The organism is Mycobacterium sp. NPDC050551, assembly GCF_040674075.1.
Lineage (GTDB): Bacteria > Actinomycetota > Actinomycetes > Mycobacteriales > Mycobacteriaceae > Mycobacterium.
Window position 1 is genome coordinate 881763 of sequence record NZ_JBFARC010000002.1, and the last position, 12404, is coordinate 894166.

General features: G+C 64.4%; 12 protein-coding genes. 2 read left to right on the forward strand and 10 right to left on the reverse strand.

Features of this window, described 5'->3' with window-relative positions; all coding sequences use genetic code 11:
- Positions 1-87: 87 nt before the first annotated feature.
- Positions 88-252 carry a hypothetical protein gene (locus AB0K11_RS11045; RefSeq protein WP_364975828.1) on the forward strand — a complete coding sequence of 55 codons (165 nt, stop codon included), beginning with the start codon at positions 88-90 and terminating at the stop codon, positions 250-252.
- Positions 253-1710 (forward strand): trehalose-6-phosphate synthase, encoded by a 1458-nt coding sequence (locus AB0K11_RS11050; protein ID WP_364975831.1) that lies wholly within the window; start codon positions 253-255, stop codon positions 1708-1710.
- Here AB0K11_RS11050 and AB0K11_RS11055 read toward each other — a convergent pair.
- The 10 genes from AB0K11_RS11055 to AB0K11_RS11100 are packed head-to-tail and all read right to left on the reverse strand — an operon-like array spanning position 1707 to position 12227.
- A complete protein-coding gene (locus AB0K11_RS11055) occupies positions 1707-2195 on the reverse strand; it encodes a mammalian cell entry protein (protein WP_364975834.1) in 489 nt (162 codons plus the stop codon). The genes AB0K11_RS11050 and AB0K11_RS11055 overlap by 4 nt on opposite strands.
- The gene (locus AB0K11_RS11060; RefSeq protein WP_364975836.1) at positions 2195-2887 is read right to left on the reverse strand and encodes a mammalian cell entry protein; all 693 of its coding nucleotides are present in this window, start codon (positions 2885-2887) and stop codon (positions 2195-2197) included. The genes AB0K11_RS11055 and AB0K11_RS11060 overlap by 1 nt, the downstream gene beginning before the upstream one ends.
- Positions 2887-4686, reverse strand: coding sequence for an MCE family protein (locus AB0K11_RS11065; RefSeq protein WP_364975839.1), 1800 nt, complete (start codon positions 4684-4686; stop codon positions 2887-2889). The genes AB0K11_RS11060 and AB0K11_RS11065 overlap by 1 nt, the downstream gene beginning before the upstream one ends.
- A complete protein-coding gene (locus tag AB0K11_RS11070; protein ID WP_364975842.1) occupies positions 4686-5882 on the reverse strand; it encodes an MCE family protein in 1197 nt (398 codons plus the stop codon). Before AB0K11_RS11070 ends, AB0K11_RS11065 begins: the two co-directional genes overlap by 1 nt.
- Positions 5879-7336: an MCE family protein gene (locus AB0K11_RS11075; RefSeq protein ID WP_364975845.1), complete on the reverse strand. Its 1458-nt coding sequence runs from the start codon at positions 7334-7336 to the stop codon at positions 5879-5881. Before AB0K11_RS11075 ends, AB0K11_RS11070 begins: the two co-directional genes overlap by 4 nt.
- On the reverse strand, positions 7333-8379 hold the full coding sequence (locus AB0K11_RS11080) for an MCE family protein (protein ID WP_364975847.1): 1047 nt from the start codon (positions 8377-8379) through the stop codon (positions 7333-7335). Before AB0K11_RS11080 ends, AB0K11_RS11075 begins: the two co-directional genes overlap by 4 nt.
- Positions 8372-9406 carry an MCE family protein gene (locus AB0K11_RS11085; protein WP_364975850.1) on the reverse strand — a complete coding sequence of 345 codons (1035 nt, stop codon included), beginning with the start codon at positions 9404-9406 and terminating at the stop codon, positions 8372-8374. Before AB0K11_RS11085 ends, AB0K11_RS11080 begins: the two co-directional genes overlap by 8 nt.
- Positions 9406-10596, reverse strand: a complete 1191-nt coding sequence (locus AB0K11_RS11090; RefSeq protein WP_364975853.1) for an MCE family protein — start codon at positions 10594-10596, stop codon at positions 9406-9408. The genes AB0K11_RS11085 and AB0K11_RS11090 overlap by 1 nt, the downstream gene beginning before the upstream one ends.
- An 18-nt stretch (positions 10597-10614) precedes the next feature.
- Entirely contained in the window at positions 10615-11469 is an 855-nt protein-coding gene (locus AB0K11_RS11095; RefSeq protein WP_364975856.1) for an ABC transporter permease, read from the reverse strand.
- Entirely contained in the window at positions 11466-12227 is a 762-nt protein-coding gene (locus tag AB0K11_RS11100) for an ABC transporter permease (RefSeq protein WP_264014061.1), read from the reverse strand. The genes AB0K11_RS11095 and AB0K11_RS11100 overlap by 4 nt, the downstream gene beginning before the upstream one ends.
- Positions 12228-12404 lie beyond the last annotated feature (177 nt).

Here is a 12404-nt window from a genome sequence, read left to right on the forward strand (position 1 = left end):
CCTTCACACAGTCGCGGCCATGATCAGCTACACCCTGTAGTAGCAGGCGATCAACCGGCCGTCGCCGATGTCGCCTAGAGTTGACGTATGCCCGCGAAATCAGATCCCGCCGAGATCGGCGACGTCGAACCACTGGCCGACAGCACTGCGCGTCAGGCCAGGCGCGTGGTCGCCGCCTACGCCACCGATGCCGACGAATGCCGGGTCTTCCTCTCGATGCTCGGTATTGGACCGTCGAAAATCGAGGCGTAGGTGTCACCGGAGGCCGGCGCACAGTCCGACTCCGGGGACTCCGACTTCGTCGTCGTGGCCAACCGGCTGCCGATCGACATCGAGCGCAACCCGGACGGCACCACGACGTACAAGCGGAGCCCCGGTGGCCTGGTCACCGCACTGGAGCCGCTGCTACGTAAGCGGCATGGGGCATGGATCGGCTGGGCGGGCGTTCCCGACAGCGACGAAGAGCCGATCGACGACGACGGCCTGCAGCTGTACCCGGTGTCGCTGTCGGCCGACGACGTCGCCAAGTACTACGAGGGCTTCTCCAACGCCACCCTGTGGCCGCTCTACCACGACCTGATCGTCAAGCCGATCTACCACCGCGAATGGTGGGAGCGCTACGTCGAGGTCAACCGGCGGTTCGCGGAGGCCACCGCACGTGCGGCCGCCAAGGGCGCCACCGTGTGGGTCCAGGACTACCAGCTGCAACTGGTGCCCAAGATGCTGCGGATGCTGCGGCCCGACCTCACCATCGGGTTCTTCCTCCACATCCCGTTCCCGCCGGTCGAGCTGTTCATGCAGATGCCCTGGCGCACCGAGATCATCGAGGGCCTGCTCGGCGCCGACCTGGTCGGCTTCCACCTGCCGGGCGGCGCGCAGAATTTCCTGATCCTGGCCCGCAGGCTGGTCGGCGCCAACACCTCGCGCGGCAACGTCGGTGTGCGGTCCCGCTTCGGCGAGGTGCAGGTCGGGTTCCGCACCGTCAAGGTCGGCGCCTTCCCGATCTCCATCGACTCCGCCGAACTCGACACCAAGGCGAGGAACCGGGAGATCCGGCAGCGGGCCCGCAAGATCCGTGCCGAGCTCGGGAACCCGCGCAAGATCATGCTGGGTGTCGACCGGCTCGACTACACCAAGGGCATCGACGTCCGCCTGCACGCGCTGTCGGAACTACTCGACGAGAAACGGGTGGATCGCGACGACACCGTGCTGGTGCAGCTGGCGACCCCCAGCCGGGAACGCGTCGAGAGCTACATCGCGATGCGCGAGGACATCGAGCGTCAGGTCGGCCACATCAACGGCGAGCACGGCGAAGTCGGCCACCCGATCGTGCACTACCTGCACCGGCCGATTCCCCGGGACGAGCTGATCGCGTTCTTCGTCGCCGCAGACGTCATGCTGGTCACGCCATTGCGTGACGGGATGAACCTGGTGGCCAAGGAGTACGTGGCCTGCCGCAGCGATCTCGGCGGCGCGCTGGTCCTCAGCGAATTCACCGGTGCGGCAGCCGAACTGCGACAGGCATACCTGGCCAATCCGCATCACCTCGAGGGCGTCAAGGACGCGATCGAGGCGGCGCTGCGCCAGGCTCCCGAGGAGGGCAGGCGCCGGATGCGTGCGCTGCGACGGCAGGTGCTGGCCCACGACGTCGACCGGTGGGCGCGTGCCTTCCTCGACGCGCTGGCCGACACCGAGTCATCGCGCGCCTAGATCGGCGTGATGTAACTGATCAGCCACTTCCCGTCGATTCGTTCGTACTCCACCCTCAGTCGCGCGCCGTCATAGATCGGTTGGTCGCGATTCGACTTTTCGGACACTGTGCGGTTGATGTAGACCATCACCGCTGCCGAGTTGCGCTGCGCACTCAGAACTCCGACGCCGACCACGTTGGCTTGGCTGACTACCTCTCGCTCCCGCGCCTGCGGAATGATGTCGGCGTTCGCCCTCTGCTCGAACTCCCTGCGATAGTCGGGCGTGAGCAGGTTGTAGGAATCGATGAGGTTGCGCTCGACCGTCTTGTAGTCGTAGGTGAAGACCGTCGGGATTTGTTTCTGCGCAAGTGGTCCGAGTTCGTCGCGAGCAGACTGCTCTCCACGCGTCTCCACCCGCTGCCAGTAGAGGCCACCACCCACGGCGGCCAGGCTGACGAACGCAACCGCCATCAGCCCGATGATTCCGCTGACGATCCAGCGCATCAGTTGCCACCGTTGGGATAGTTGAGGTCGTAGGCTGTCATCCGGCCGTTGTCATCCTCGTGCACGACGATGCGCAGCCGGTACGGCTGCGATGGCCTGTTGTTGCCGTCCATGTCGCTGGCCGTCACCCGAGCCGACACCAACACCGCCGCGTTCTTACTGATGTCGTCGATGTTCTCCAAAGCAGCACCGTTGATCACCGTCTCCGAACTGCCGCCGGTGTCCCGGAAGATCGCCTTGAGGTTCACCACGTTGTTGTTCTGGCTGAACATGTCCCGCAATGGCCCGCTGGTGCCTTCGTAGAATCGGTCGACACTCTCGTCGACGGTGTCCTGCCTGAAGCTGAACATGTTCACCACGGTCTGCGTCGCCGTGTCGACGAACCGCTGATTGCGTGCCTGCGTTGCTTCTGTGTGTTGTCTCTGGACGATCAGTACCGCCACTGCAACGCCGAGAACACTTGTCGCGACGAGCCCAGACACCAACGCAACGATTGCGACCAGCCGTCGGTGCGCCTTCCGGCGTGGTGGGGGCGCAGCTTTGCGGAACGTGCGCGCAGACGTTGCACCGGTCGGCTTCGTGGTCTGAACGCGTGCGACGGTGGCCTCGGCGGCTTTACCGTTCGCCGGACCTGCGGGCCGGGACGCGCGGCGACGTCGGGCCTGTTCCGGACCGGCCGAAGTAGGCGTCATCAGGCCAGCCTTGGATAGAGCATGAGATCAACCCAATTCTCCTGCGGCCGCACGTCAGCGACACCGGGCGCGTAGACCCCGCTACCGCCGGCCGGATCGACGAAGACTCCGGTTTTCTGGTCGTACGTCCCGTAAGCCGCTCCGCTCGCCTGCGGCACCGGCGCACCCTGCGGCACCGGCGCAGCGGGTGGCGGCGGCGCTGCGGGTGGCGGCGGCGCGGCGGGGGCCTGTGGCAGGGCCGCGGTGTTGTAGGGACCCGCGAATATCGGCGGCGGTGATGGAGGACCGTTGATCGCCGGCCCGACCGGCGGCGGCGGCCATGCCTGCGGGTACGGCGCCGGCGGTATCCATGCCGTCAGCGGCGGCGGCGGTGGGCCATCGTTCGGAGGGGGAATGTACGGCCATGGTTGATGTGGCGCCGGCCCCGGGCCGGTTTGGACCCCGGGCGGTACCAAGCCCGGCGCGACGGGGTATCCCGGGTCCGGGTCGTTCTCCGGTGGAATGTAGGGAAACTTGTTGGGCGGGAAGATGTTTCGCCCATCCTCGGGCGTGTCGTCCTCCAGGACATCCATCGGTGTGCCGATCGGCACCGGCGGACCGCGCCACGGGCTGTTACCGATCGGGACATAGCCACGGGGGTCGCGGCACAACTGGATCGTCGGCGCGCGCTTGCCGGGGAACTCCTGACAGGGATAGTTTCTCGCGCCGCGCACCACCATCGGATCGTTCTGCGCGACTTTGCAGTACAAGTCGTTGGGTAGCTCGCGCAGCGTGGTGTCTCCTGGCGTGCGAATCTCCGACGGCGGTAAGAATCCGGTGTTGCACGGCGGCGGATCGTTGATCGAGATCTTGAAGTCCTGCTTGCCGCCTTCGTCCGCGGGAAGTTGACCGCCGATCGTCAACAGCGATGCCTGCAGGGCAGGAAAGATGACCAGCGCCTGTTCGATCGACCTGTGGTAGATGACGCCGACGCGGCCGAAGTTGGCCAAGTTGGCCGCGAGCACCGGGAAAGAGGGCCGAATGCCCGCAAACGTCTCGCCGGCTTCGGCGGCCGCCGCCGGTGCTTCCGCAAGCAGCGCACGCAGTTGCGGATCGGCGTTGGCCAATTCGGTGGTCAAGCGCGCAAGGCCGTCGGCCGACGACCGGATGTCGTCGCCACTGCGAATCTGCGCCTCGAGGAACGGTTCAGCCTGGTCGATCAGCGTCGCGGTCTGCGGCCAACTTGCGTTGGCCTCGTCGATCAGCGCCCGTGCCGATTGGATGAGTCGCGCCAGTTCGGGCCCTGAGCCGTTGAACGCGTCGAACGTCTCGCGCAGGAGGTCCTGGATGCGAGTGTTGTCGAGGCTGTTCACCAATCGGTCTGCCTCACCCAGCAACTCGGCGACGTCCTGCGGTATCGCCGTCCGTTCCTTCGGGATGGTTGCACCGTTGTGCAGCAACGCCTGCGAGGGATCGGCGGGCGGAACGAAATCAACGTATTGTTCGCCGATCGCAGACACACTCTTGACGGTGGCGGTCGAGTTCGCCGGAATCTTGACATCGCTGTTGAGTTCCATGCGCGCGGCGACGCCGTCGTCGGTCAACTCCACGGCTTGGACGCGGCCGGCTTGCACGCCGCGATAGGTGACATTGGCGTTCTCATACAGCCCGCCACCGGCGACGAATTCGGCCGTGACACCGTACACACCGACGCCCAGCCGGGCGGGTACACGAAGGTAGAAAAAGGAGATCGCGCCGACGGTGACCACCGTCACGACAGCGAAGATCATCAGTTGGATTCGCGCGGTTCGGTTGAGCATTACTCCGGCGGCACCTCCTGGCCCGACGCGGTGCCGGGCGGGATCTTGAACGGATCAGCGGCCTGCCCGGACAGGTTCGCCATCTCCCCGGTCAAGAACTCCGGCGGATTGACGACTTCGGCGAGGCGCTTCATGTTCGGGTCGAAGAACGACGTCGTGAAGATGGTCTCGCCGAGTCGGCGGATTGTCAGATCGAATGTGGCGAAGATGTTGAAGTAGTCACCCCTGGCCACTCGAGGCAGATTCTTGCCTGGGAACGGGAAGGTCGCCAGGCTGTCCAGGGAGGAGACGAGGTCCGCGCGGTTGTCATTGAGCGGTTTGATCACCGCGTACAAGTCGATCACGTCCTCCGCGAAATCGTCCTTGGTTTCGGCCAGCATGCGTGCTCCGACAGTGGCGAAACTCTGCAGTGCGGCGAATGCGTCAACGATGTTCGTCCGATTGTCGTTGAGCACCCGCAGCGCTGCCGGAAGGGTGTCCAGGGTCCGGCCGAGACTGTCCTTGCTGCGGGCGAGGACTCCTGCGAATCGGTTCAGTCCTTCGACAGCGGCGATGATGTCGTCGGTCTGCCGATTCAACGACGCGGTCAGCTCGGCGAGCCGCGGGATCAAGCCCGCGAACTGGCCCTCACGGCCCGCCACCCCGTTGTAGACCTCTTGGGTAATATCCTGCAGCGCACCGAGATTGCCCTTGTTGACGACCACACCCAAGGCGGACAGCACCTCCTCGGTAGTGGGGTAGCGGCCGCCCTGGCTCCACGGGATCTCCGACCCGTCACGTAGCTCGCCCACCGGCCGTTGATCGGCCGGAGCCGACAGCTCGATGTGCTGCGAACCCAATAGTGATGTCTGCGCGACACTGGCCGTCGCGTTGGCCGGCAGCCGGACTTCGCGGTCAAGGGACAGTTGCACCACGGCATAGAAGCTGCCATCTGACCGCTGCACAGCCTCGACCCCCGACACGCTGCCGACGGTGACGTCGTCGACCATCACGGGCGAATTCTGCGGCAGAGTGGCAACGTCGGGCAGCTCCACGGCGATGGTGTAGGCGCCCGCGCCGTGACCGGCCGTGCCGGGCATGTTCAGGGAGTTCAGCCCGCCGAACTGGCACCCGGTGAGCAGCACTACGCCGGACCCGATGGCCACCATGCGCCTGCTCACGCGGCCACTGTTGCGAGTCAATGACTTTCGCGTCATCCTCCGCCTCCATGTTGTTGCGGAGCGACCGGCTGCACCGGCGCGCCGAACTCGGCCGGAAGCGGACCGGGCGCAACTGGTGCCGGCGGCGCACCCGGAGCCGGACCGGGCGGCGGACCACCGGGCGCTGGACCGGGCGGCAGTACCACCGGACCAAGCGTGTACGGCTGGGCAGGCGGGGGCGGACCAGGAACCGGGTTCGGGGGGAGCAGCAACGACGTGGGATCTCCTCCCTCGCCGGCACGGGGCGGGAATCGCCCGTCGCTGGGGATCCACTCGAGGTGCGGGATGTAGGTTTGCGCCTTGGCCTCAGTCGCCGGGGTGTCGTAGATGACCTGGCCCTTGTACGCGGTGATCGTGTTGATCCCGTGCGCCATGAAGGGCGGGTAGTTCACCGCCAGGCGCTTGAGCACCGGAGCCATCCGCTGGCGGCAGATCTCGGATCGCTTGTCATAGTCGGGCATCCCCGCCGCGTCGAAATTGCCGCAGATGAACTGCACCGGATTGGCGAATTCCGGCAGGCCCAGGAGACCATTCGCGGTGCCCTGGGCCGGGTTGTAGATGTTGTAGAAGTTGGCCATCGCGTTCGGCAGGACGTGCAGTATCTGCTCGACGTCGTCGGTCTGGGTTGTCAGGATGCTGGTGAAGTCGGTCAGCCTGTTGACGTTGTCGATCAGCACCGCGTTGTTCTCGTCGAGGAAGCCGCGGACGTCCGACAGGGCCTGGTTGAGACTGCCCAAGGTGTCGTCCAACCCCACCGCGCTGTCGGCCAGCACTTGCGAGACCGAGGCCAAATGCCCGCTGAACTGCACGATTTGCTCGTTACTCCTGGACAGCGCGTCGACCAGGATCTGCAGGTTCTTCACCGTGCCGAACAGGTCCATGCGTGAGTCGCCCAGCCGCCCCGCGGTCTGCGACAGTTCACGGACGGCTTGCCGAAACGAGTCGCCGTTGCCGTCGAACGTATCGGCGGCCTGATTCACAAAGCTGCTCAACGGCCCGTGAACTTCGCCCGCCGACGGTCCGAGTTGCCTGCTGAGCCTGGTCAGCTCGGTTTTGACGTCGTCCCACTCGACCGGCACGGCGGTGCGGCCCAACTCGATGGTGCCGCCATCCTCCATCGCCGGACCCTGATCATAGGTGGGGGTCAGCTGAATGAACCGGGCTGCCACGAGGTTCGGTGCAATGACCACCGCGCGAGCATCGGCGGGCACTTTGACGCCGTCCTTCACCCTCATGGTGATCTTGACGGCATCGGGCTGCGGCGAGATGGATTCGATCGAGCCGATGGGCACGCCGATGATACGAACCTCGTCGCCCGGATAGACGCCCGCCGCCGAGGTGAAGTATCCGACCACTGTGTACGTGGAGACTCGCGGCCACACCAGGTAGACGCCACCGATCAACGCCACCAGCAGCGCGGTGATGACGCCGTAGCGCAGGAGGCGGCTCATGGCGACTTCGGCCTAATGATCATCCGCTCGTTGATGAACCCGCGCAGAAGGTCGGAAAGGCTGTCCGGAATCTTGCCCGGTTGGAAATAGAGGTCCAGTAGTGCGGCCGACTGCGTACCGTTCGGTATCGCATTGGGTAGGTTGACCATGAAACCCGAGCCCGAAGCGACCGACTCGCCGAGCGCGGTGGCGTAGCCCGGCAGACGCTTCAGCGCCTCACTGATGTGTTCACGGCGTTCGAGCAGGTTGTCCAACACCAAGTTCAATTTCCTCAGGGCTGGCCCGAATTCGCGGCGGTTGTCGGCGACGAACCCCGAGAGCTGCTGTGACACATCGTCGATGCCGGCGATCAGACTGCTCAGCGCAGCCCGTCGCTCATCGAGCGCGGCGAATAGCTGGTTGCCGTCGGTGATGAGCTGGTTCACCTGACCGGCCCGGTCGGCGAGCACCGCCGTCACCGACCTGGCGCGTGTCAACAGCTGACCCAGCGCTTCGTCGTTGGCGTTGATGCTGCGCGACAACGTGGCCACCCCGTCGAGCGTGCGGCGCAGCTCAGGCGTCGCCTCGCGGAACGAATCGGTCAGCACCTGCAACGCCTGGGTCAACTGGTCCTTGTCGAGGGCACCGGAATTCTGACCGAGGTCCTGCAGCGCCATGTTCAAGGTGTACGGAGCAGTGGTGCGGCTCAGAGGAATTGATGTCACCGACCCGCCACCCTGCGGAACGATCCCCAGCGACCTCTCCCCCAGAACGGTTTCGGTCCTGATCGATACGAGAGTCTGATCGCCGAGCCTGACCTTGCGGTCGACGGTGAATGCCACCTTTGCGGCGTTGCCCGCGAGGCCGACGTCGGTCACTTTGCCGACCGTTATGCCGGAGATGTTGACGTCGTTGCCCGGCGAGATCCCACCTGCGTCGGCGAAGAAGGCCTCGTAGGTCTTGCCTTGCGGATAGAACGGCAAGCTGGTGTAGCCGAACGCAACGACCACGACACACGCCACGACCGCGATCCCGAGGACACCCGCCCGGATGGTCTTATCCATTGTCTGAACACCTGCCCTTCGACGGGTCCGGCACGCCACCGATCGGCAGGAAGATGTCGCTGCCTGCCGGCCCGTTGAATTTGAGCGTCGTCGCGCAGATGTAGTAGTTGAAGTACGAGCCGTACGCGCCGAGGGAATTGAGCCGCAGATAGTTTTCGGCCAACGGTTCGATCACGCGATTGACCTCATCCTTTCGATTGTCGAGCTCGGTCGAAAGCGGACGAAGGTTTTCGAGCACGCCCTGCAGCGGCCGTCGCGAATTAACAAGCATGTCGGTCAGATCCGCTGAGGCGGATGCCAGCGGCGGAATGGCCCCTGCGATCGGGTCCCGGCCCTCCGCCAGTCCGCTGACCAGCTTTTGGAGCTCGTCCACGCTGGCATCGAACTCGACGCTCTTCTCGTCGATGGTCCCCAGCACCTCGTTCAGATTCTTGATCGCCTCGGAGATCACCTGATAGCGATCGCCCAGGGTCTGACTGAATGTTCCTGTTTCCGAAAGCAATCGCGACAGCGCACCACCCTCGCCTTGCAGCGATTCGATGACCGCACCACTTATCTGGTTGATCTGCTCGCCGTCGAGACCCTTGACCACCGGGCGTAGGCCACCGAGCAGAGCATCGAGATCCAAGGCCGGCTGGGTCTGGTCGATGGGAACCATGCCACCCGACGGCAACTTCCGAAGCTCGCCCGGACCCGAGGTGATCTCCATATAGCGGTCGCCGACGAGGTTCTCATAGCGGATCGCGGCCCGCGTCGAGGTGTACATCTGATACTTCTTGTCGATGTTGAACGCCACGTCAACGGTGTTGTCGGGGTTCAATTTCACATCGCCGACACTGCCCACCGGAACGCCGGCGATCCGCACGTCCTCGCCGCCCTTCAGCCGCGAGGCGTCGGCGAACGTGGCGTGGAAAGTGTTGCTCGACGCGAACCGGATTTCGCCGAAAACCACCACCAGACCGGCGGAGATGAGCAGCATGACCACTGCGAAAACGCTCACCTTGACCAGATTTCCCCGACGGCTCATCAAAAGTCGTCTCGTTCTGCGAATGCCCCGTTGAACAAGAATTGGAAGGTACTCGGGGCGTCGACCTGCACCTCGGTGAACGGCTCGTACGGGATGACGGCATTGTCGGTGACCAGGAAAGGCGAACGGTAGAACGAGCCGCCGAATTGCTTGCTGGGGAGGTTGGGTAGGCCGCGGCAGTTCGGGCCACCCGACGCATTCACGATCGGCAGACTCTCTGGATACGTATACGACGGAACGCCCAGCACGAAGCTGGAACTGACCATCGCGCCGGGTTTCATGCCACCGACGATGCTCCCGCCCCGTTCGGCCCCCTTCTTGACGCCCTGCACTATGCAGCCGAGTACCGGCGAATAGTCACCCAGCACCGTCAATGGCGCCCGCAGCCGCTGGATCGCTGCGATGTAGTCGTCTGCCGCCGGCTCCAGGGTTGCGTATCCTTCGTTCGCCAAGCCGGTAGCCGCGAGCAGCGTCGCGTTGAGATTCTCCTGCTCATCGACGATCGTGTTGCTGATGGTCGGCGCGTTGTCGATCACAGTGACCAGATCGGGTGCGGCATCGCCGTAGATGTTGGCGACCGTCGCTGTCTGCGCGAAGTCCGACTCGACAGTGGGCAACTTCGGGTTCAGTTGCGCCAGATACTGATTCAACCCCGCAAGACTACCGCCGAATTCGTCACCATGACCGCGCAGCCCCTCGGCGATCGCCGTTATGGTCGCGTTGAGCTTCATCGGGTCGACCTTGTGCAGCACGTCGATCAGGGTCTGGAACAGCGTGTTGGCTTCCAGTTGCACGGCTTGGGCGGCGACTGTGGCGCCGGGACGCAACGGCGCGTCCGACGGTTGCTCCGGCGACATGAAATCTACTGACTTCGCACCGAACACGGTGGTGCTCGCGATTCGTACCGGGGCGTTCGACGGGACGAAACGCAACTGGTCCTCGCTGATCGCCAGCGTCAACTTCGCCTGATCACCCGTGTAGGCGATGTCTTCGACCTTGCCGATCTGGATACCGCGGTACTTGACCTTTGCTTCCTTGTCCATCACCAACCCGGCCCGCGGTGACATCACCGTCACGGTCTCGGTCGGGCTGAACGCCGCGGTATACGACAGATAAGTCAACACCGTGAACGCCACGATGATCGTCGCCAGCACTGCGGCGGCGATCCTGATCGCGGTGGTCCTCGACACGACGTCTGCCCTCCCCTTCTATCCCGAGAGGTTGAAATTACCGGACGCGCCGTACACGGCGAGTGCAATGAACAAGGTAATGACGACCACGACAATTAGCGACGTCCGTACCGCTTGACCTACCGCGATGCCCACGCCGACGGGTCCGCCGGAGGCGTTGTATCCGTAGTAGGTGTGCACCAGCATCACCGCGACCGCCATCACGATGGCCTGGGCGAAAGACCACAGCAGGTCCGTGGGTATCAAGAACGTGTTGAAGTAGTGGTCGTAGAGACCGCCGGACTGTCCGTTGACGTAGACGGTGATCGTGCGGGCGGAGAAGAACGCAGCCAAGGTTGCCAGCGAGTACAACGGAACGATCGCGACCAACCCGGCGATGATGCGGGTGGACACCAGGTAGGAGAGTGAATGTATGGCCATCGCCTCGGTGGCATCGATCTCCTCGGCGATGCGCATCGCGCCCAGTTGGGCGGTGGTGCCGGCGCCGATGGTGGCGGCCAGCGCGATGCCGGCGATGATCGGCGCAACGATGCGCACGTTGAGAAACGCGGAGAGGAACCCGGTCAGCGCCTCGATGCCGATGTTGCCGAGCGACTCGTAACCCTGGACCGCGATGACGCCGCCGGACGCCAGGGTCAGAAACGCCGCGACGCCGACCGTGCCGCCGATCAGCAGCAGCGCACCGGAGCCAAGCGTCATCTCGGCGATCAGCCGGAGTGTTTCCTTGCGGTAGTGCCCCAGCGCGTGCGGGATGTATCGGATCGACTCGGCGTAGAACAATGCCTGCTCGCCGAACGTGTCGACAGCCCGGGGCAGCCACCGGAACGCACGCCGAATGCGCAGCGACGCGTCGTAACTCCCGATCTGACTCATTGGGTGATCCGAACGCCGATTGCCGTCATCAGCACATTGATCACGAATAGGCAGATGAAGGCATAGATGACGGTCTCGTTGACAGCTTCTCCGACACCCTTGGGTCCGCCCTTGACGGTGAGGCCTCGGTAGCACCCGACCAGCCCCGCCATGACGCCGAACAAGAGGGCCTTGACTTCTGAGATCACCAACTCGGGCAACCCGGTCAGGATGGTCAGGCCGCTGATGAACGCTCCCGGATTCACGCCCTGCAGGAGCACGGAGAACACGTAGCCGCCGCTCAGGCCGATCGCAATCACCAGACCGTTGAGCAACATGGCCACGACCGTCGACGCCAGCACCCGCGGCACGACGAGTCGTTGAATGGGATCGATGCCGAGCACCCGCATCGCGTCGATCTCCTCGCGGATGGTGCGAGCGCCCAGATCGGCGCAGATCGCAGTCGCCCCCGCGCCGGCGACGACGAGCACGGTCGAGATCGGCCCCAGCTGGGTGACGGTGCCGAACGCGGTTCCGGAGCCCGACAGATCCGCGGCGCCGAGTTCGCGCAGCAGGATGTTGAGAGTGAATGCGACCAGCACCGTGAACGGAATCGAGATCAGCACCGTCGGAATGAGCGAGACCCTGGCGATCATCCAGGTCTGGTCGAGGAACTCCTGAAATTGGAACGGCCGGCGGAACGTGGCTCGCAGAGTTTCGACGGACATCTGCATGAAACCGCCCACAGCCCGGGCCGGGACCGCGAGCTGTTCGAACAACCTCGGCTCCGTTCTCAGGGCGGGGGGAGTTCTCGAGATCTCGCCGTGGCGAAAAATCCCGGACCGCTTGTGACGGCGGCCAATCCACCCCTGGTTTAAGCACTGCTCTTAGTGAGCCGGCTCATACTAACTAGAACAAGTTCGCAGTGTCAAAGAACCGCAAAACCAGTCCATTTC

What these genes read in the sequence shown, in the direction of transcription:
- AB0K11_RS11095 (WP_364975856.1), bottom strand. Translation starts at nt 11,469, where the DNA reads ATGAGTCAGATCGGGAGTTACGACGCGTCGCTGCGCATTCGGCGTGCG.
- AB0K11_RS11065 (WP_364975839.1), bottom strand. Translation starts at nt 4,686, where the DNA reads ATGCTCAACCGAACCGCGCGAATCCAACTGATGATCTTCGCTGTCGTG.
- AB0K11_RS11085 (WP_364975850.1), bottom strand. Translation starts at nt 9,406, where the DNA reads ATGAGCCGTCGGGGAAATCTGGTCAAGGTGAGCGTTTTCGCAGTGGTC.
- AB0K11_RS11070 (WP_364975842.1), bottom strand. Translation starts at nt 5,882, where the DNA reads ATGACGCGAAAGTCATTGACTCGCAACAGTGGCCGCGTGAGCAGGCGC.
- AB0K11_RS11045 (WP_364975828.1), top strand. Translation starts at nt 88, where the DNA reads ATGCCCGCGAAATCAGATCCCGCCGAGATCGGCGACGTCGAACCACTG.
- AB0K11_RS11080 (WP_364975847.1), bottom strand. Translation starts at nt 8,379, where the DNA reads ATGGATAAGACCATCCGGGCGGGTGTCCTCGGGATCGCGGTCGTGGCG.
- AB0K11_RS11055 (WP_364975834.1), bottom strand. Translation starts at nt 2,195, where the DNA reads ATGCGCTGGATCGTCAGCGGAATCATCGGGCTGATGGCGGTTGCGTTC.
- AB0K11_RS11060 (WP_364975836.1), bottom strand. Translation starts at nt 2,887, where the DNA reads ATGACGCCTACTTCGGCCGGTCCGGAACAGGCCCGACGTCGCCGCGCG.
- AB0K11_RS11075 (WP_364975845.1), bottom strand. Translation starts at nt 7,336, where the DNA reads ATGAGCCGCCTCCTGCGCTACGGCGTCATCACCGCGCTGCTGGTGGCG.